Origin of the sequence: Flavobacterium sp. RSP15 (genome assembly GCF_003968755.1) — a bacterium.
Taxonomy (GTDB): Bacteria; Bacteroidota; Bacteroidia; order Flavobacteriales; family Flavobacteriaceae; genus Flavobacterium.
The window spans coordinates 323,716-343,020 of the sequence record NZ_RYDL01000001.1 but is presented as its reverse complement, the minus strand read 5'-3'; the positions used below and the strand labels follow the sequence as shown (position 1 = coordinate 343,020).

The 19,305-nt window shown below is 35.3% G+C and carries 14 protein-coding genes and 1 pseudogene; 10 read left to right on the top strand and 5 right to left on the bottom strand.

Annotated elements, in window-relative coordinates; translation table 11 throughout:
* The first annotated feature begins 73 nt into the window (after window positions 1–73).
* Together EKM00_RS01510 and EKM00_RS01505 are read left to right on the top strand one after the other, a co-directional pair.
* Complete coding sequence (locus tag EKM00_RS01510) at window positions 74–1,537, top strand: magnesium chelatase (protein WP_126514998.1); 1,464 nt, start codon at window positions 74–76, stop codon at window positions 1,535–1,537.
* 218 nt (window positions 1,538–1,755) lie between these two features.
* Entirely contained in the window at window positions 1,756–2,349 is a 594-nt protein-coding gene (locus EKM00_RS01505; protein ID WP_126451704.1) for a 2OG-Fe(II) oxygenase, read from the top strand.
* Between the two features lie 18 nt (window positions 2,350–2,367).
* Here the strand turns inward: EKM00_RS01505 and EKM00_RS01500 are convergent, their stop codons facing one another.
* On the bottom strand, window positions 2,368–3,363 hold the full coding sequence (locus EKM00_RS01500; protein WP_126514997.1) for a metal-dependent hydrolase: 996 nt from the start codon (window positions 3,361–3,363) through the stop codon (window positions 2,368–2,370).
* Window positions 3,364–3,536: 173 nt separating this feature from the next.
* Between EKM00_RS01500 and EKM00_RS01495 the strand changes: the two genes are divergently transcribed.
* The 6 genes from EKM00_RS01495 (at window position 3,537) to EKM00_RS01465 (ending at window position 13,902) form a co-directional block, all read left to right on the top strand.
* A complete protein-coding gene (locus EKM00_RS01495) occupies window positions 3,537–4,436 on the top strand; it encodes an MBL fold metallo-hydrolase (RefSeq protein WP_126451702.1) in 900 nt (299 codons plus the stop codon).
* A 150-nt stretch (window positions 4,437–4,586) separates the two neighbouring features.
* On the top strand, window positions 4,587–5,441 hold the full coding sequence (locus tag EKM00_RS01490) for an EamA family transporter (protein ID WP_126514996.1): 855 nt from the start codon (window positions 4,587–4,589) through the stop codon (window positions 5,439–5,441).
* A gap of 1,022 nt (window positions 5,442–6,463) precedes the next feature.
* Window positions 6,464–9,277 carry a TonB-dependent receptor gene (locus tag EKM00_RS01480; protein ID WP_126514995.1) on the top strand — a complete coding sequence of 938 codons (2,814 nt, stop codon included), beginning with the start codon at window positions 6,464–6,466 and terminating at the stop codon, window positions 9,275–9,277.
* Between the two features lie 66 nt (window positions 9,278–9,343).
* On the top strand, window positions 9,344–10,330 hold the full coding sequence (locus EKM00_RS01475) for a metallophosphoesterase (protein ID WP_126451699.1): 987 nt from the start codon (window positions 9,344–9,346) through the stop codon (window positions 10,328–10,330).
* A 1-nt stretch (window position 10,331) separates the two neighbouring features.
* Window positions 10,332–11,387, top strand: coding sequence for a phytase (locus EKM00_RS01470; RefSeq protein WP_126514994.1), 1,056 nt, complete (start codon window positions 10,332–10,334; stop codon window positions 11,385–11,387).
* Window positions 11,388–12,351: 964 nt separating this feature from the next.
* A complete protein-coding gene (locus tag EKM00_RS01465) occupies window positions 12,352–13,902 on the top strand; it encodes a Fic family protein (RefSeq protein ID WP_126514993.1) in 1,551 nt (516 codons plus the stop codon).
* Window positions 13,903–14,161: 259 nt separating this feature from the next.
* Here the strand turns inward: EKM00_RS01465 and EKM00_RS14860 are convergent, their stop codons facing one another.
* From EKM00_RS14860 to mnmE, 4 genes and pseudogenes are all read right to left on the bottom strand, one after another.
* Window positions 14,162–14,374 (bottom strand): tyrosine-type recombinase/integrase, encoded by a 213-nt coding sequence (locus tag EKM00_RS14860; RefSeq protein WP_233592223.1) that lies wholly within the window; start codon window positions 14,372–14,374, stop codon window positions 14,162–14,164.
* 224 nt (window positions 14,375–14,598) lie between these two features.
* Window positions 14,599–14,700: pseudogene (locus tag EKM00_RS14855) on the bottom strand (hypothetical protein); the annotation flags it as partial.
* A gap of 423 nt (window positions 14,701–15,123) precedes the next feature.
* Complete coding sequence (locus EKM00_RS14850; RefSeq protein WP_233592228.1) at window positions 15,124–15,405, bottom strand: helix-turn-helix domain-containing protein; 282 nt, start codon at window positions 15,403–15,405, stop codon at window positions 15,124–15,126.
* A gap of 513 nt (window positions 15,406–15,918) precedes the next feature.
* Window positions 15,919–17,307: a tRNA uridine-5-carboxymethylaminomethyl(34) synthesis GTPase MnmE gene (gene mnmE / locus EKM00_RS01450; protein WP_126514992.1), complete on the bottom strand. Its 1,389-nt coding sequence runs from the start codon at window positions 17,305–17,307 to the stop codon at window positions 15,919–15,921.
* A gap of 177 nt (window positions 17,308–17,484) precedes the next feature.
* Between mnmE and EKM00_RS01445 the strand changes: the two genes are divergently transcribed.
* Together EKM00_RS01445 and EKM00_RS01440 are read left to right on the top strand one after the other, a co-directional pair.
* Window positions 17,485–18,315 carry a universal stress protein gene (locus EKM00_RS01445; RefSeq protein ID WP_126514991.1) on the top strand — a complete coding sequence of 277 codons (831 nt, stop codon included), beginning with the start codon at window positions 17,485–17,487 and terminating at the stop codon, window positions 18,313–18,315.
* 74 nt (window positions 18,316–18,389) lie between these two features.
* Entirely contained in the window at window positions 18,390–19,223 is an 834-nt protein-coding gene (locus tag EKM00_RS01440) for a universal stress protein (RefSeq protein WP_126514990.1), read from the top strand.
* Window positions 19,224–19,305 lie beyond the last annotated feature (82 nt).

The following is a 19,305-nucleotide window of genomic DNA, read 5'->3' as shown; positions in this document are numbered from 1 at the left end:
CACAGTCTCAGTTGTCAGTTCGAGCACAGTCGAGAACAAATTGACAGTTAACAATAATAATTTTAAAAGCAATATGAAAATAGAAAATATAAAAACTCTCGGAGAATTAAAAAAATCAGGTTACAAAAGTATAAACATCAAAGATGAGTTGCGTACGAACTTAAGAAATAAAATTAAATCAGGACAACCAACTTTTGAAGGTGTTCACGGTTTTGAAGATACCGTAATTCCGGAACTAGAACGTGCTATTTTGTCGCGTCACAACATCAATTTATTAGGGCTTCGTGGTCAAGCCAAAACCCGATTGGCGCGCAAAATGATCGAATTGTTGGACGAATACATTCCGTTTGTGACAGGTTCCGAGATTAATGACGATCCGTTGCAGCCCATTTCTCGTTTTGCCAAAGATATTATTGAAACCAAAGGCGATGCAACTCCCATTTCCTGGCTACACCGAAGCGACCGTTTTTTCGAAAAATTAGCTACGCCGGATGTAACCGTTGCAGATTTGATTGGAGATGTCGATCCAATAAAAGCAGCAAATTTAAAACTGTCCTATGCCGATGATCGCGTGATACATTTTGGAATGATTCCAAGAGCGAATCGTTGTATTTTCGTTATTAACGAATTACCGGATTTACAGGCGAGAATCCAAGTAGCACTATTTAATATTTTGCAGGAAGGCGATATCCAGATTCGTGGATTCAAATTGAGAATGCCCCTTGATCTGCAATTTGTATTTACAGCAAATCCAGAGGATTACACGAATCGTGGGAGTATTGTAACCCCATTAAAAGATAGAATAGGTTCTCAAATTCTGACGCATTACCCGGAAACCATTAAAATTGCCAGAACTATTACAGAGCAGGAAGCAAAGCGGGACGCCACACAAAATAATATGGTTTACGTGCCTTCGTTAGCGAGAGATTTATTAGAACAAATCAGTTTTGAAGCAAGAGAAAGCGAATATATTGATAACAAAAGTGGGGTGAGTGCCAGATTGAGTATTACTGCTTTTGAGAACTTATTAAGTACTGCAGAAAGAAGGGCTTTGAGATCCGGAATAGATAAAACAACGTTGCGATTATCTGATTTTATGGGAATTATTCCTGCTATTACCGGAAAAGTCGAATTGGTTTACGAAGGAGAGCAGGAGGGAGCCGCCGCTGTAGCACAACATTTATTGGGCGATGCGATCCATACTTTTTTTCCTGCATATTTTCCAAAAATCGAAAAATTAGAGAAAGAAGGTGTCAAAAATGCCTACACGGATATCATCGAATGGTTTTTTGCCGAAAGTGGTTTCGAATTATCAGATGATTGTTCTGATGAAGAATACGAAAGAATATTAGAAAGTATTGTTCCTCTTGAAATTTTAATCAAAAAATACCAACCGCAACTGGAAAAAGAAGATAAATTTTTCATGAAGGAATTTATTCTTTGGGGATTGGTTGAATATAAAAAACTAAGCAAAGACCGTTTTTCTAAAGGGTATCAGTTCAAGGATATTTACGGAAGCTTTATTAGTAAATTGTAAATAACATACGTTTTTTGCACTATAAGTCATTTAAGTAATCACTATTGTGTAGTTCCTTAAATGACTTTTTTGTTTGAAAATTGATCTATTTTGGCGTTTTTTTCTAGAGAATAAAATAAGCGTCCCATTTATTTATTTATTTATTTCTTTATCGACGTTACTGATTTTTATTAGTCTACCTTGCCTCATTGATTGTCTAAGCAGTCAAAAAGAAAGACATGGAAAATAGCTTTGAAGCCTTGATTGCTACTTATATTGAAAATAAGGTAGGCATATCCGAACATTTTCTGAGTGCCGATTTAGCTAATAATCTAAAACAAAATTTGATTGTTTTAAACCAAAATAGTCTGTTGACGGAAGCAGGAATTGGCAACGCAGAAAAGGTTTCTTATGATGGTGCAATACGAAGCGATTCCATTTATTGGCTGGATAAAAAACACAACAACGCATTCGAAAATGAGTTTTTTGCTCAAATAGAAGCTTTTATTATTTATTTGAATGAAAGTTGTTATGCTGGAATAACGGGATATGAATTTCATTATTCGTTGTATGAATCGGGCGATTTTTATCTCAAACATTTGGATCAATTCAAGAATAATCCCAGCCGAAAATACTCTATGATCAGTTATCTGAACAGCAATTGGCAAGAAAGTGACGGTGGTGAGTTGCTGATTCATCAAGCTAATAACAATCAAAAGATAGCCCCAACTCAAGGTAAAACAGTTTTCTTTAAGAGTGACGAATTAGTTCATGAAGTTTTGGTCACTCAAAATACCAGAATGAGTATTACGGGATGGTTGAAGAGTGATTAATATTTCTAAAAAAAATACTCAGTTTCCCCTTATCCGCGTAACTATTTTTTGAAGTAATCGCTTTCCGTCCCTTTTGTCTTTAGGAACTTCAACCGCTTTTAGTTCTGTTTTGCTTGCAATAAATTGATAGCTGAACGCAAATTGAGGGTTTTTTGAATCGTCATTTAACAGTCCAAAGCGCAAATCATTGAAATAGAAAGATTGATTTTTTTTAGAAATAATATACCAGCCTTCGCTCGCTTTTTTTAGTTTTTCAAAATCTGAATTTCCTTTTAGTTGCGATTCTAGAAATTTATTTTTGCTGTAAGCAGTAAATAAAATGGGTTGCGTGTCAAAAAGAGAGTAGTCGCCTAATGCGTAATTGTTTGCTGTGGCTGCGTTAGCGTTCCACAAAATGAGGTTGAAAGCGGTGGGTTTTACGATAATTTCCGAATACTGAATTCCTTGTTTTATTAATGCTTTTTCAAATTGGTTCAAGGCATATACTTTTATAAAACAGGACAAAAGGAGATACGCACTACTGATGGATAATCCTCTAATTATATATTTTTTGCGAAGTACTGCGTTTTTTGTTTTCCAAGTCACAATCAATGTAATAATTAGTGGAATGGTGTACAACGGGTCAATTACAAAAATGGTTTTTAATGCAAATCTATAGTCTAAAGGCCATAAAATTTGTGTACCCCATGAAGTGAACATGTCTAGGAGCACATGGGTAAACAAACACCAAAACGCCATACGAGTTGCCTGAAAAAAGTTGATTTTGTCTCTTTCTATTTTTGAAATAATCCAACCCAAAACAGGCGATAAAAATAGAAAAAGAAAAAGAGAATGACTGATGCCACGGTGAATTAGGATTGCATCTACAGGATTTAAAAATAAACCTACTACAATATCTAAATCGGGAATTGTGCCCAGAATTGAACCATATAAAATTGTTTTATTTTTGAGCTTTTTGCCTGCGCATACTTCTGCAATGGCAATTCCTAAAGCAATTTGAGTAAAAGAATCCATTCTGTAAAAGTAGCTGAAATCAATAGATATCTTGATGACCAGTAGTAAATGTTTGGTGTGAATTACACTTTTTTATTGTAATTGAAAAAGTATCTTAAAATAAAACTATATCGATCTGAAGAGATTTTAAAATAAATATGTACTATCTTGTCCCATAATAAATAAACCAAGCTATGTATAAAATTCATACTATTGATTTACACTTTCAATCCGAAAAACATTCTATTGGTGCTTTTTTAATTGAAACCGGAAAAGGTCCAATACTTATCGAAACCGGACCGGAATCTACTTGGGAGTATCTTGAAAAAGGAATCCAGAAGATAGGGTATGAGATCAAAGATATTCAGCATGTATTCCTGACGCACATTCATTTTGACCATGCCGGAGCAGCTTGGAAATTGGCACAAAATGGCGCTAAAATATACGTACACCCCATTGGAATTCCACATTTAGCTAATCCGGAGAAATTATGGAATTCAGCCAAAATGATCTATACCGATAAGATGGAGCTCCTTTGGGGGAAAATGGAATCTATACCTGAGCAACAATTGATTGGGGTTACTGACGGTGATGTTGTAGACCTGGGAGATATTCAAATAAAAGTATGGTATACACCGGGTCATGCCGTGCATCATAATTCGTATCAAATTGAGGATGTGATATTTACTGGGGATGTGGCCGGAGTAAAAATAGGAGATGGTCCCGTTGTTCCTCCTTGTCCTCCCCCGGATATTAATATTGAATTATGGAAACAATCCCTTAAAAAACTAAAAGATTTAAAGCCTAGAGCCTTGTATTTAACTCATTTTGATTTGCAAAAAAATCCAGATGAACTACTATCAGGATTAGAAATAGTTCTGGATGATTGGGCTAGTTTTATCAAACCTTTTTATGACAATCAAACTCCGCCAGAAAGTATAGTTCCTCAATTTATGGACTACACCAGAAAGCAGTTTTTAGATAAAGGACTGGATTCGGATGAAATTCAAACCTATGAGTTTGCTAATCCAAGCTGGATGTCTGTAAATGGTTTATTGCGGTATTGGAAACTCAAAGAACAAGGAAGGATCTAAGATTGCCATAATTTGAGGGCTAAATTCTCTTTTTGTTCTACTGAAACCGGATGCGTACTATTCTTGGTCTGGAAATATTACTTTCAATACTTTTATAAAAGAGCAAAAGGAAAGACAATAAATAGTAGTTTTACCCTCTAAAAATTCGCTATGCTATTTCTTGTTTTAAGTATTATTTGCAGTGTCACTGTGGGAGTGTTGTTTAAAGTGGCTCGCGGATATGAAGTCAGTCCTATTCAAATTGTTGCTTGGAATTATGTATTTGCGCTTATTCTTTGTTATTTCTTCTTCAGTCCGGATCTTACCAATATTGGCACTTTAGCACCTTGGGGAATTTATGTTCCTCTTGGGATTTTGTTACCAGCAATCTTCCTTTTTTTGGCGGCTTCAATCAAACAAGTAGGGATTGTAAAAACGGATGCTGCTCAAAGGCTATCTTTGTTTATTCCTATTTTAGCGGCTTGGCTGCTCTTCAAAGAGGATTTTACTATCCTAAAAATAGCGGCGCTTTTGGCAGCATTTCCAGCGCTGTTGCTAATCCTTGCTAAACCTTCTGAAAACACAAAAAATAAATGGGTCTATCCTGCAGTAGTGCTATTAGGATTTGGAATTATAGACATCCTTTTCAAGCAAATTGCCCTTCACACCACTTTGCCATATACAACGTCATTATTTGTAGTTTTTGGAATTGCGTTGTTTATTATGATTGGCGCTGTTATTTATAACGTGATGATAACTAAAGTCTCATTAAACTTCAAAAATATTATTTTTGGTGGTATGGTAGGTGTTTTCAACTTTGGAAACATACTTTTCTATCTAAAAGCGCATAAGGCTTTCGCTGAAAATCCTTCAACGGTTTTTGCTGGTATGAACATGGGTGTAATAGTAATGGGAAGTCTTGTTGGGATTTTTATTTTTAAGGAAAAACTAACTAAAATGAATTTCGCTGGACTTTTCCTAGCTTTAATAGCGATCGTTTTAATCGTAATCTCGCAAATCATTTAAAGAATAAGTTGCAACTAAAAGAGTTTTCTTATACAATTTTTGGTTTTTTTGATTGCATTTAAGGCAAAAGTATCCGATCTAAAAACAGAACTACAGTCTAGTTAAAATTCCGTAAGAAAGGATTGCAGAAAAAGTGATTTTTTTGCTTTTGAAAATGGGTTCTATCACCAATAAAAAGAGTAGGAGTTACTTCACTCCATTCCATCAGTAACAAACCAACTGCTTCTGCAATTCCCCCGCCCCGGCGATTACTATAGTATGATGCTTTTTCATATCTTAAAGTTACCTTTTTTATAGGCTTAGAATCTGTTTTTAGTACTTAATTTGACTTTTAGTGCATGTTATATCAATTATAGATTCAATATAATTCCATAAAAATCGAATTATTTTGTACTATATCGAGATTGTATTAATAATTTTTCGAATTAATTCACACTTCTAAAGGATGTTAGTTTATTGTTTTACAGATATTTATAAAAAACAATATTTATAATTTATCGTTAGGAAACAGAATCAGTACTTATTAAATCTTACTTTTCGCATAATAAATGACTATAAAATGTTAGAAAAGGCTTGATTTTCATCTTTTAAGAGATGACTCACACTAAAAAAAGGTGGTCACGAATTATACGAACGATCATTGATTTTTTTAATGAATTAAAGGGGTTTAATAATTCCATCAAATACACTAAAGGAGCTCCCCTTTTTTTCGGTTTTTATCTGTAAATTCACTTTTGTAATAAATCCCATCTTTTTGTTGCAGATAAAAGTGTAATTATTGGACGTAATGGTCTTTTTTTATAGATTTTAAATTTATTATTATTTTCAAATTATCAATTCTTAGATAGTTTTCTTAAAATTAGCTTAATTTTTACTACAAAATCTTAATTTCTTACGTAAAAAAGAGCAAAAAGTTAATTAACTAGTCTTCAAGTACTGAAACCAATAGCCTAATCAACAGTTAACCTCTTCTTAATACGACTGCGTTTATATTAGCAATATTGTAAACAACAGTATATCTTATGAAAAAATTATTCTTATTATTTTTAATTTGTAGCATCAGCGAATCTGTATTTGCTCAGAAAAGCAGTATCGTTTCCGGTAAGATAACGGACACAAATGGTAATATTTCCTTGCCTTTTGCCTCTATAAAATTATTGAATGCAGCAAATCGAAATACGCTTTCCAATCAAATTGGAGATTATGAATTTTTGAATGTTCCTGCCGGAACCTATCAAATAGAAGTTCATTATATAGGGTATGCAACCCTAAAGCAACAAGTCGTTGTGTTGGAAGGCAAGAATACGATAGTGAATATGGTATTGTCCAGTGGTTCTGAAAATTTAAATGAGGTGATTGTAAAAGGAGACCGGATTCGAAGTCAAGCCAGAGCTTTGAATCAGCAAAAAAACAATAGTAACATTACTAATATTATTTCCTCCGATCAGGTAGGCCGTTTTCCAGATGCGAATATTGGAGATGCTTTAAAACGGGTTCCGGGGATTACCATGCAAAATGATCAGGGCGAAGCCAGAAACATTATTGTAAGGGGATTGGCACCATCTTTAAATTCAGTTACTATAAATGGGGATCGAATTCCGTCAGCTGAAGGGGATAACAGAAATGTTCAAATGGATTTGATTCCTTCGGATATGATTGCAACTATTGAAGTTAACAAAACCCTGACTCCTGATATGGATGCCGATGCTATTGGAGGTTCTGTAAATTTGATTACCCGTGCCTCCCCAAACGGAGAACGAATTTCGGCTACTATGGCCGGTGGTTTTAGTCCAATAAGAGATAAAGCCAATTATACGGCGGGATTGGTTTATGGAAACCGGTATTTAGACAATAAATTAGGAATGGTTGTCAGTGGTTCCTATAATAACAACACCTACGGTTCTGATAATGTTGAAGCGGTTTGGGTACGCGATGATTTTGATAATGTGTATGTCGAGGAATCTGATATCAGAATTTATAATGTACAACGCATCCGAAGAAGTGCGGCCATTGCTTTAGATTATGAATTTAATGAAAATAACCGAATTTTTGCTAATGCAATATACAATTGGAGAGATGACAGAGAAACCCGTTTTAGAACCCGTTATGATGATATTGCACCCATTTATGACAATGAATCCATAACTGGTTTTACAGGAAGAGTTCGAAGACAGACTAAAGGGGGTATTGACAACAATCGCAATAAAAGTACTCGATTAGAAGATCAGCGCGTTCAGAATTATTCCTTAAAAGGAGAACATCTTTTGAATTCAAAATTAGATTTAGACTGGTCCGTAAATTATGCAACCGCCAGTGAATTTCGCCCTAATGAACGCTACCTTGAATTTGAACAGGAAGGATTGGCTTTTACGCAGGATTTAAGCAATAATAGACTGCCCTTGATTAGCACTAGCGGAGAAAATTTAAATCTATTTGCTCAAACAGCACTTTCAGAAAATAGAGACCGTACTGATGAAAGCGAATTGGGAGCCAAAGTGAATCTTCGATTTCCGTTTTCGATTATTAAAGATCAAAAAGGAAGAATCAGAACGGGGCTTCGTGTCCGATTGAAGGATAAAGAAAGAAACAATATTTTCTATTCCTATACTCCTAACACTGCTTTTACTTTGGCAGATGTTCCAACTACTTTTTTTGGAGGAAATGGATTTAATCCCGGAAGCCAATACGTTTCTGGTACGCAGGCTTCAGTTTCATATCTTAGCAATTTAGACTTAAATAATCCCGCACTTTATGGGCAAGAAGTCGATCCCTCTGAATTTTTAGCGGTCAATTATACTGCTAAGGAAAATATTTATGCTGGATATGTACGATGGGATCAGGATTTTAATGATAAGCTTTCTATGATTGTGGGGGCACGTATTGAAACAACTCATATTGATTATACCGGAAACCGAGTTTTAGACGAATCAGAATTAGAAGGTAAAATTAGTAATACCAATACCTATACGAATGTTCTTCCAAGTGTTGCTTTTAAGTATGATGCGACCAAAGATTTAATTTTAAGAGCTGCATTTACGACTGCCTTAGCCCGTCCTAATTATTATGCATTAGCGCCATTTGTCAATAACATCGCTGCCGATGCGGAGATACAAGCTGGAAATCCGGAATTAGACGCTACCTTTTCTCATAATTTTGATTTAATGGCCGAAAATTACTTTGAGTCTGTGGGTTTGATATCTGCCGGATTTTTCTACAAAAACCTCAATAAATTCATTTATACCTACAGTGATAATCAGTATACTACGGCTGATTTTGCTAACGATTTTCCAACCCAATCCAATCCGGTACCCATGGGAGAAAACTGGAATTTTATCCAATCCAGAAATGGGGATAATGTTGCTGTTTATGGATTTGAATTTGCTTTTCAAAGGCAATTGGATTTTCTACCAGGTAAATTTTTAAAAGGTTTCGGAGTGTATGCTAATTACACCTATACGCAATCAGATGCCAAAGGAATTTCAGATGCAGACGGAAATGAAAGAAGTAATGTTAGTTTGCCCGGCACTGCTCCGCATATGATTAACGGTTCTTTGTTTTGGGAAAACAGTAAATTTTCGGCCAGAGCTTCTGCTAATTTTGCTGCAGATTATTTAGATGAGCTGGGTGCATCTGAATTCCAAGACAGCTATTATGACAAACAGTTTTTCCTGGATATGAATGTATCATATAAAATTACAAAAAGCCTTCGTATTTTTGCGGAAGCTAATAATATTACCAACCAGCCTTTGCGTTATTATCAGGGTACTTCTGAAAGAACCAAACAATTAGAATACTATCAGGCTAGATATAATTTTGGTGTCAAATTTGATCTTTAAATCTCATTAATAGTTAATAGCACTAAGTAATCAAGCATTATTTGGATGCTTTAAATCATAATTGTCATGAAAAAAATTCGAGTACTTACGATATCCTTGCTGCTTAGTTTACCACTCTTTGGCCAGGATTATTTATCAGAACAAAAATCAGGTTATACAGGAGGGTTTATTCCTGCATTAGAAATAGTGGACAAAAGTCTTAACTTTATTGTTATGGGAGATTTTGGTAGAAACGGACAGTATTTCCAAAAAGAAGTAGCCGATCAAATGGGGAAAGCAGCTATGACCTTAGGATCCGAATTTACACTTTCGATGGGAGATAATTTTTATCCAAATGGAGTACAAAGTACTCAGGACAGTCAATGGAATTCTTCTTTTGAAAACATATATACCAATCACAGTTTGTATGACAACTGGTATATAGCTCTGGGAAATCACGATTATAGGGGCAATATTCAAGCTCAAATTGATTATTCAAAAGTGAGCCGCAGATGGACTTTACCCGGTAATTATTATTCTAAAACAATAGCCTTGGAGGACGGAAATAAATTGCTATTAGTGGTCATGGATACGAATCCGTTTATAGATGGCTATTATAAAAAAGGATCGGATATGTATGAAAATATAATTGCTCAGGACACTTTGGCACAGCGAAAATGGCTGACTGAAACCTTAAATACAACTGATGTATCGATCAAATGGAAAATGGTCGTGGGGCATCATCCTTTGTATTCCGGTGGAAAACGAAAAGACAGTCCGGATACTAAATCTTTCGAAAAAAAATTCGCCTCTTTTTTTGACAAATATCAGGTAGATGCTTATTTGTGCGGTCATGAACATGATTTTCAAATCATAAAGCCTAAAGGACGCTATACCACTCAATTTCTTACAGGTTCAGCTTGTGAAGTAAGACCAACAGGGAAAAGAGAAGGTACGGTGTTTGCAGCAGCTGAACCTGGATTTATGACATTTTCTGTAACCGATACGAAACTTGTGGTTCAGGCAATCAATGAAAAAGGAATAGTACTATATAAAAAGGAAATCAAGAAATAAGATGAAAAAAATAGTCCTTGTACTCCTAAGTTTTGGTCTTTTGACTTCCTGTAAAGACAAACTAGCGGCGATAAAAGAAAATGCGCTTAAACCTGCAGTAGTAACCCAAGCCACTCCTCACGATACTGATGACCCAGCCATTTGGATTCATCCTCATGATGCTCAAAAAAGTCTAATTTTAGGGACGGATAAAGACAGTAATGGAGCGCTTTATGTGTTTGATTTGAAGGGAAAAATAGTAAATAAGACGGACATAATGCGTAGACCTAACAATGTCGATGTTGCTTATGGATTGCAGATTGGAACTAAAAAAGTAGATATCGCTGTGGTTACCGAACGCGAAACCAATAAAATCAGAATTTTTTCACTTCCTGATTTAAAACCAATTGATAATGGCGGTATTCCGGTATTTGAAGGAGAAAAAGAACGTGACCCAATGGGAATTGCTTTGTATACCAGAGCAAGTGACCAGGCTATTTTTGCCATTGTAGGCCGAAAATCAGGACCTAGAAACGGTTATTTATGGCAATATCAATTGACAGCCTTCAAAAACGGAACGGTAAAAGCACAATTGGTTCGCAAGTTTGGGAGCTTTAGCGGAAAAAAAGAAATTGAGGCTATCGCTGTTGACAATGAGTTGGGATTTGTCTATTATAGTGACGAACAATTTGGAATCAAAAAATACCTAGCCGATCCGGATGTCAAGAATAATAAAGAACAGGCTCTTTTTGGTCAAAAAGATTTTAAATCGGACAACGAAGGAATTGCGATTTACAAAACAACGGATACAACCGGCTATATTTTGGTTAGCAATCAGCAAAATAATACGTTTATGGTATACCCGAGAGAGGGTTCTAAAGGCGACTCAAATGTGTATCCACTATTGGCAGAAATTCCAACTGCTACAGTTGAATCTGACGGAGCAGATGTGACGGCCCTGAATTTAGGCACTAGTTTTCCTAATGGAATGTTTGTAGCAATGAGTAACGGAATGACCTTTCATCTGTATGAGTGGAATCTCATTCAGGCCTTAATTGACAAAAAAAAGATAAAGTAAATAGAGTTTGGATTTAGTTACAAGGTCAATTGGTACTCTTCTTCTACGTATTGTGCTAATAATAAATTTTGCAATATCAAGTTCTCCTCTAGAAATAATTCTGTAGAATATTCTTCGGCTTGTTTCAAGTAAAAAGCTCGCTTGGCTTACACTAAAGAAATTTATTACTCGTACTATCGCAAGTTTAGAATTTTTGATAATCTCGGTCTGCTTGTCGTTTTGTGTGGTCTTTGACCGCCTTACGGTCGATTAAAAGCCGTAGGCGTTATTTTGATTAAATTTGCACCTCATTTATACCTCAAAATTTGAGGTATAAAAAATATTTTTGTGCCAAATTATGGCACACAGAGACACAAATAGTCACAGTGAGACACCTAAAGTGACATTTCTATGAGTACAAACATGAAGATTACGTGCATCCGTGAATGCTACAAAAAAGAACTTATCGCACGTAGAACAAGAACCCGCTATTATTTCTAAGCTTTAATGATCAGAAAATTTCATCAATATAACAAAATCTATAAATCGATGTTTAAGATTTTTTTTAAAAACTGCTGCCGAGGAAGTTATTGATTGATAATATTAGATGTAGTTACAGCACAAATAGTTGGTGCTGCTGTTGTTGGTGCTGCTAAATAATTATATCGTTGTTCACCAATATGAAGTGTTCACGTTTTCGTGAACGTAAGTATAATTTGAACAAGATGAATGAGCAGGCAAATGTTGTATCTCTGATGATGATTCACAATCATCCTTTAGGAAACCTCACAATCATTATTAGCAAAAACATTGATTAATTTATTACATTTGCATTGTAGGCTAATTTACGCGCAACAATATAAGCTAATTTAAATACGACGCAATAGACTAATTTATGTGCGACACAATAGGCTAATTACGATGCGAAACTGGTAATCTTTTGCTTTTAAAAAATAGTAGGTAAATAATTCAAAAAAAAGAATAAATGGCGACACCTGGAGAAAAATTGGCGGCATCCCTTCAGACACTTCATAATTTTCAGGAAGATCAGAATATTGTCGCAATAAAATCATCGGAAATAAACAGGACTCATAGAGAGCGTCTGATAAAAAATGGCTTCTTGAAGGGAGTATCCAGAGGTTGGTACATTGTATCAAATCCCCACGAAACCGCAGGTGACACTACTTCATGGTATAGATCTTATTGGCAATTCTGTTCACGTTATCTCAGGGATAAATATGGAGAAGCCTACTGCATTTCAGCTGATCAGTCCCTCATGATACATGCAGGAAATAGAACTGTACCTACACAGTTAATTATCCGTGCATTGCAAGCTTCAAACAAAGTCATACCATTGTTGTATAATACGTCATTACTGGAAATGAAGTCACCACTTCCATATATAACCGATATTGTGGAGATAAATGGTATCAGAATAATACCACTGCACTCCGCTTTAATAAACTGCTCTATAGCAATGTTCGAAAGGAATGCGGTCGATGTACGGGCCGCGTTGGCACTGGTTCAGGATGCATCCGAAATTCTCGGCTCACTTCTCGAAGGCTCACATTCAGTAGTAGCCGGAAGGTTAGCCGGTGCGTTTCGAAATATCGGACGAGACCGTATCGCTGATGACATTTTGAAAACAATGAAAGCCGCTGATTACAATGTACGCGAAACAGATCCTTTCCAAAGTAAATCTCCTGTTGCTCTATCATTCAGAGAAAGATCACCCTATGCAAACCGTATCAAGCTCATGTGGGATGAATGGCGAAAAGTTGTTATAAAGTATTTTCCCGATGAACCAGGTCTTCCAAAAGACAAAGAAAAATACCTTGAAGCTGTAGAACAGATTTATGTCACCGATGCCTATCATTCCCTTTCTATCGAAAGATACGTGGTATCGGTCGAGTTGATTGAAAAAGTCCGCATTGGCGATTGGGACATCAAGGGGAATGAAAATGATGGAAACCACAGGAATGCAATGGCAGCAAGAGGTTACTGGCAGGCTACAAAAGCTGTAAAGAAAAGTCTCGGTAAAATTTTAGAAGGCGACAATGCAGGAAAAGTAGCTGACGATGACCATAGAGATTGGTATCAGGAATTATTTGCGCCCAGTGTGGCCGTTGGAATTTTAAAAGCTTCGGATTTGGCAGGATACAGAACCAATCAGGTCTATATTTCTAATTCTCTGCACGTACCTCTAAACAGAGATGCTCTGAGAGATGCAATGCCCACGCTTTTTGAATTACTCGAAAACGAAAGCAGTGCCGCAGTGCGTGCAGTGCTAGGGCACTTTATATTTGTGTACATACATCCCTATATGGACGGCAATGGCAGGATGGCAAGATTCCTAATGAATGTGATGCTGGCCTCGGGAGGATTCCCTTGGACTGTTATTCCTGTTCAAGAACGTGATCCTTACATGGCAGCTCTAGAAAGCGCAAGTGTGAGAGGTGATATAGAGCCCTTTACAATATTTCTTTCAAAACTGGTAAGTGAAAGCTTAAAGGGAAAACCAATCGCAACAATATAAATAGTTATGCGTCATTGCAGATAATCAAGCTCTCATTTTGAGGGCTTTTTGCGCTATGATATTAAGGGTAACAGGTCCTAAACCCAAAAAAGAATTATAGTAATTTCTGGAAAAGTTGTTCAAATAAGTAATCCATGGTTCAGTTATTACGTGAAAATTCATGCATCAAAATAAAATCTGCCTTTGACATAAATCGACTGAAAAAGCTGCCTTAAGTCAAAGCCAAGGATTATTTTTTATCAGTATTAAAAACTTTACTTTATTTAAATGAAATTTTATTAGTTGTTTCTCTTTTTTTCTCGTCGATGATTTTTGTATATATCTGTGCTGTCTTTATGTTTTTGTGCTCCAGCATTTTCGATACCGTAAAAATGTCGGAACCTGCTGCCATCTGCAATGTTGCATACGTATGGCGAAAGCAGTGAAATGTAATGTGTATTTCAATTGATGAGTCGTTAAAACTGCTTCCCACGTAAGTTTTGATATATCGGAATAACGTATGCCTGTGAGCAGAGAAAAAAGACTGACACGTTTGACAATTTCTTTTTTACAAGGGGTTCTAAATAGCCTTACAGCTTCTTCCATGGTTAGAAAATTCCTTTGAGACTCTTGTTCCTTTATGCTTTCAATCGCAGCATTGACATCGGTCTGCAGTAATCCTTTTTTGTATGCTTTTCGAAGAGTAGCTTTCATCTTATTGAAATAAGTTAAAGCTGTATTCTGAGCTAAAAACTTACCCTTTTTCCTGATACATTTTGTCTTTAAGAGATACTCCCTAAAATCTTCTATAACAGTCATATCGATATCCTGTATCAGTATATCCGCATTCTTAAGGAAATTTTAAAAGTGGATAATGGCATATGTCCAAATATCACAGTTATTACCCGTTTTATGCTCTGCAACAAGCTTGAGATACTGCAGAAATGATTTTTCGCCAACCTCCTTGAGATGAATGCGCTCAAGCTCAAATGGGGTTTAAATCTGATCCTTATTCACTTCATTAAATCTGTTGCCACGAATGATCTCGGCTTTGTACAAGTTCTCGGAATTCAAAGCCTTTTTCAATAGTACTTTTTGGTTTTGAAACCAAAAATAAACTTAAATACTCTCTGCGGGAAAATTTACGGGCTTTAATGTTATATATCGGAGAAAAAAAATCAAGATATAATGTTATCGTACCACTTGGAAGGGTTCTTTTTCTTAGCGTAACGTTTATATTTTTCATCTCTCCCCAGCATTAAAAATTATTTCAATATCCTGTTTGGCTACATAAGTGAATTTTCCAACGGAATATTTTACTATGCCCTGCCGTTGAATCAATAAATAGAGCGCTCCTGAAGAAATATTATACTTCTGTTGAATTTCTGTTATAGTATAGCAATTGTCAAAACCAGGAAATTGCTGTCCAGTTTTCAAGGTTACATCCTGTACAGGAATTGCAAAAAAAGCTTCAAGATCGCATCTTCGGATAACAGTTCGTTTGCCAAACTTTGCAATGTCCAGCTGTCCATTGTTAACTAACCTGTAAAGCGTACTTCTGCTGATTCTAAAAAAAGGGTTGCGTGGGTAATTTTTAAAAACTCAAGTGGCTTTATTTTTTCCAAATCTGTGTTTAAAAGCTGAACGATCTGGTTATTGCTTTTTTCTACTTTTCCTTTGCGCACCAGTGATTTATAACCACGGCTGTTGAAATGTGCGAACAATATCGTGTGCGCGTTGTTCTGGCTGTGAACTGTTTTTTGCAGTGCTCACAAATTCTGATAACCTCAATATTAGAACTCATAATGTGACTAATTTTGTGTCCCATTGTGTCTTTGTGTCTCTCTGTGTGTCATAATTTCGCCAAAAAAAAAATCCAATAAGGAAAATTATTTTCGTGGTACAATAATGGTACAAAAAGGAACAAACTATCTGCAAATAAAGCTAAATAAACAGAAAGAAGAATCCCAGTTAAAATGCCTTTTTATGACATTTTAACTGGGATTCTTTGTTTTATTTTGTGATGTTTTGTGAAACCTACTTTCCGATACAGAAATTAGCAAAAATATTCCCTAACAATTCGTCGTTAGTTACTTGTCCCGTAATCATTCCAAACTGGTACAAAGCTTCTTTAATATCTAATGCCATCAAATCGGAGGATAAGTTCGTTTCAAGACCAAATTTTACTTTTTGTATTTCATCTAACGCTTTTAATAAGGAATCGTAATGTCTGGTATTCGTTACAATTGTTTCATTATTTCTTAATGCTCCAGTATTGACAAATGAAAGTAATTGATTTTTTAAATCCTCAACGCCTAGTTTTTCTTTTGCAGAAATTAGCACGATTTCAGGAATTTCAGCTTTCAAATTTCCTATTTCACTTTCTTCTAATTTATCGGCTTTGTTACCAATGATTACAAGAGGTTTCAACGGAAACTGGTTTTTAATTTTTTCCAGTTCCACTTTTAACTTTAAACCAGAAACTTTAAACTCAGAACTGTCAAATAGAAAAACGACAACTTGCGCTTGTTCAATTTTTTCAAAAGTCTTACGAATCCCGATGCTTTCTACCACGTCTTCCGTTTCCCGGATTCCAGCCGTATCAATGAATCGAAAACCAATGCCGCCAATCACTAACTCATCTTCAATGGTATCACGCGTGGTTCCCGCAATTTCCGAAACAATGGCGCGCTCTTCATTCAATAAAGCATTCAAAAGTGTCGATTTCCCTACATTGGGTTCGCCCACAATAGCTACAGGAATTCCGTTTTTAATCACATTTCCTACGGCAAATGAATCGATTAATCGTTTTAGGACAAATTCGATTCGGTTTAGTAATTCATGAAATTGGGTTCGGTCAGCAAATTCTACATCTTCTTCGGCGAAGTCTAATTCGAGTTCGATTAGTGATGCAAAATTCAAGAGTTCTTCTCTTAATTTTGCTATTTCATTAGAGAAACCGCCACGCATTTGCTGCATTGCAATTTGGTGTGAAGCTTCATTATCTGATGAAATTAAATCGGCAACAGCTTCTGCTTGGGACAAATCCAGTTTTCCGTTTAGAAATGCTCTCAACGTAAATTCGCCAGGATCTGCCATTCGACAGCCTTTTCGAAGCAATAATTGAATAATTTGTTGTTGTATATAAGTAGAACCGTGACAGGAAATTTCGATCGTGTTTTCGCCAGTGTAGGAATTTGGTCCTTTAAAAATGGAGACCAGGACTTCATCCAAAGTTTTGGAACCATCCATTATATGCCCTAAATGTAACGTATGCGTTTTTTGGGTTGTTAATTCTTTGTTTTTGATGGATTTAAAAACAGAATTTCCAATAGCAATGGCATCTTGTCCGGAAATCCGAATTACGGCTATAGCACCCGCTCCCGAAGGAGTTGCCAGTGCCACTATGGAATCGTGAGGTATCATATTTAAAGTCAATTTGGTGTAAAAGTAAGTAAAATTGACATGGCTACAAGTCTCTTGTACTAAACCATTGACGCTATTTTTTGTTAAAAATTAGCCAAAGTGATAATTATCGTACTATTTTGTTTTTTGTTTTGTAAATTTATATTAATAATTAATTTGCAATAAATTAACTATAGTATGAAGAAAATCTTATTTCCTACCGACTTTTCAGAAGTGTCTAAAAATGCGTTTATCTATGCATTAAAATTGGCGGAATCCGTTAATGCTGAAATAGTTACAATTCATGTGTACCAATTTTTACAAGCCAATTATGTAAATGTTTCTGAGTATTTACATGAAATTTATGAGGTTACAGAACTCAGTAATTTTGAAAATTATAAAGATGAAGTGCCACTTTTAAGAAAAATTGCGGAAGCAAATAATTTAGGTCATATCAAAATAAGCCATGTTTTGATTTTGGGAAATTTGGTTCCCGAAATAAAAAAAATAACCGAGAATGAAAATTTTGATTTCGTAGTTATGGGGACTAAAGGCGCCACAAGTATAAAGGAAACTTTTTTCGGTACGACAGCCACAAAAGTAATGAATGATGTCAAAGCATTAGTTTTGGCAATACCGGCGCATTGTACATATCATCCTATTGAAAAAATACTGTTCATTACGCAATATAAATTGGAGGACACAGGGTCTTTTGTAAGAGTTCTGTCTTTGTCTAAAATATTTCAATCACATATTGATTGCCTGCGTGCCGCATCCCCGCATCATGAAGTTAAGGAGGATAGCAGAGAGGATTGGAAGGTATTAGTTGAAAATAATGAAGTTACATTCCACTCCATTAAAGGAGAAGATGTAGAAGGAATTATTTTAAATTTTATCGATTTGTATAAAATTAATTTGATTGCAATGCATGTGTATCACAGAAATTTATTTGAAAAACTTTTCAAAATTAGTCTTTCAAAAAAATTAGCCTTTCATATCAATGTACCCATTCTTGCTATTCATGAATAAAAATATTCTGATTTGATTACGTAAAGACATCAATAATTTATTTTAGTAAATCAATTATTTTAATAAAAGATAAAATGAAAAAAATTCTATTTCCAACCGACTTTTCTGAAGTGGCTACTAATGCTTTTGTACATGCTTTAGAATTTGCAAAAATAGTTCAGGGTGAACTCGTTTTATTGCACACCTTTGAATTGCCCATTTATGACAATCAGTTTTTTCCCGAAAATTACGCCGTCATTTATGATTCCTTGGCCTTAGCTCAATTTGATATGTTTAAAGATGAAATCCCAAAATTGCGCGCCATAGCCGATGAACGGCATTTGGACAAAATAAAAATGTCTCATAGGCTCATGGATGGAAATTTACTTTATAATATTAAAAAATCAATTAAAGAAGATAAAATAGATTTTGTGATCATGGGTACTTCAGGAGCTACAGGATGGGAAGCTTTTTTTATGGGTACCAATACAGGTGCTGTTATTTCGGGAATAGATATTCCTATGTTGTGTGTTCCGTTAGAAGCAAAATTCAAAAAAACAGAAATTATTGGATTTACAACCCGTTTTAGAACTAAAGATAAAAAAGCATTGAAAATGGTGTTAGATATCGCTAAAAAAACGAAAGCTAAAGTAAAATGCTTGTATGTAAAAACTAGTGATTCCGATGTTTCAAATGATACAGTAACTGCTTGGGAGAAAGAATTTATTAATGAACCCGTTGAGTTTTTTGTGATCAATAGTGACGAAGTCAAAGAAACAATTCTGGATTTTATAATGTACAAAGAAATTGATGTACTGACTATGCTTACGTATAAAAGAGGTTTTTTTGAAGGGATTTTCAAACCTAGTTTAACAAAAAAAATAGCTACGAATTTTGATATCCCAATTTTAGCGATTCCTATAGATTGATTCAGTTTTAATTCAATTGAAATCTTGAATTCTATATACTGCGGCATCGCCATTGTCTTTTAATTTAGCCTTCAAAGTAATC

Bases quoted from the DNA above. Each gene is read 5' to 3' on its own strand.
- EKM00_RS01510 (WP_126514998.1), top strand. From the start codon at position 74: ATGAAAATAGAAAATATAAAAACTCTCGGAGAATTAAAAAAATCAGGT.
- EKM00_RS01505 (WP_126451704.1), top strand. From the start codon at position 1,756: ATGGAAAATAGCTTTGAAGCCTTGATTGCTACTTATATTGAAAATAAG.
- EKM00_RS01500 (WP_126514997.1), bottom strand. From the start codon at position 3,363: ATGGATTCTTTTACTCAAATTGCTTTAGGAATTGCCATTGCAGAAGTA.
- EKM00_RS01495 (WP_126451702.1), top strand. From the start codon at position 3,537: ATGTATAAAATTCATACTATTGATTTACACTTTCAATCCGAAAAACAT.
- EKM00_RS01490 (WP_126514996.1), top strand. From the start codon at position 4,587: ATGCTATTTCTTGTTTTAAGTATTATTTGCAGTGTCACTGTGGGAGTG.
- EKM00_RS01480 (WP_126514995.1), top strand. From the start codon at position 6,464: ATGAAAAAATTATTCTTATTATTTTTAATTTGTAGCATCAGCGAATCT.
- EKM00_RS01475 (WP_126451699.1), top strand. From the start codon at position 9,344: ATGAAAAAAATTCGAGTACTTACGATATCCTTGCTGCTTAGTTTACCA.
- EKM00_RS01470 (WP_126514994.1), top strand. From the start codon at position 10,332: ATGAAAAAAATAGTCCTTGTACTCCTAAGTTTTGGTCTTTTGACTTCC.
- EKM00_RS01465 (WP_126514993.1), top strand. From the start codon at position 12,352: ATGGCGACACCTGGAGAAAAATTGGCGGCATCCCTTCAGACACTTCAT.
- mnmE (WP_126514992.1), bottom strand. From the start codon at position 17,307: ATGATACCTCACGATTCCATAGTGGCACTGGCAACTCCTTCGGGAGCG.
- EKM00_RS01445 (WP_126514991.1), top strand. From the start codon at position 17,485: ATGAAGAAAATCTTATTTCCTACCGACTTTTCAGAAGTGTCTAAAAAT.
- EKM00_RS01440 (WP_126514990.1), top strand. From the start codon at position 18,390: ATGAAAAAAATTCTATTTCCAACCGACTTTTCTGAAGTGGCTACTAAT.